Origin of the sequence: Streptomyces sp. SID3343 (assembly GCF_009865215.1) — a bacterium.
GTDB lineage: Bacteria > Actinomycetota > Actinomycetes > Streptomycetales > Streptomycetaceae > Embleya.
Map to the genome: position 1 here is coordinate 1 of NZ_WWJX01000846.1, position 910 is coordinate 910.

Genomic DNA, 910 nt, shown 5'->3' on the forward strand with positions numbered 1-910 from the left:
CGAGGCGAACCTGTTGCTGACGGCCGCGACCGCGCACCCGCTGCTCGGCCGCAGCGCGTGCCTCGCCGAGGGCACCGCCGGCGTCGCGCTCGCCCACCTCGCGCTGTACGGCCACGACCACGACGACCGGCACCTCGACGAGGCCCTGCGGTTGCGCGCGTCCATCCCCGACGGCGCTGGCCTGCTCGGGGACACCGACGCCACCGGGCTGCTGTACGGCCGGGCGGGCATCGCCCTGCTCGACCACTATCTGCACCGCCTGGGCCTGGACGACCACGCGCTCGGTCGCGGCCTGGAACTGCTGCGCACGGAACCGGCTTTCGCGGCCCGCAACGCCCGTCGCGGGATCGGCGACCGCGACTTTGTCGAGGCCCGCCCCGCCTGCGTACAGCTCGCCCGAGGCATCGCGGGCTTCGCGACCGTGGCCGCGCGCTACCCGGCCGACGCCGACGAGGAACTCGCCCGTTCGGTGACCGACGCCGTCTCCGGCATCGCCACCGCGCTCACCGCCGACGCCGGCCTGTACGCCGGACGCGCCGGCCACGTGCTGGCGCTCGCCGAGCACGCCGCGCTCACCGGCAGCGCCGAGAGCGGGCGCCAAGCCCTGTGCGCGGCCCGCACGTTGTACTGCCACGCCGTCGCGCACCCCACCGGGGTCCGCTTCCTCGGCGAGGGTCGTGCCCGCTTCAGCGCCGACCTGGCGAGCGGCTCGGCAGGGACACTCCTCGCGCTGACCCGGCTCCTCGACCACCGCGACGACACGTTCTTCACCCTGGACCGGCCGACCGTCGTACCCACCACGACACACCCGGCGCCCTGACCCGGGCGCATCCCGACACCCGGGGACGGCGCGTCGGGCACGACACCCCGGCCAGGCACCCGGCCCGGGAGCCGCCGTGCCTGCGGTCGT

1 pseudogene is annotated in these 910 nt (G+C 76.3%); it reads left to right on the top strand.

The features are described from left to right. Nucleotides 1-820, top strand: a pseudogene (locus tag GT354_RS26365) (hypothetical protein); the annotation flags it as partial. Between the last annotated feature and the right edge of the window lie 90 nt (nt 821-910).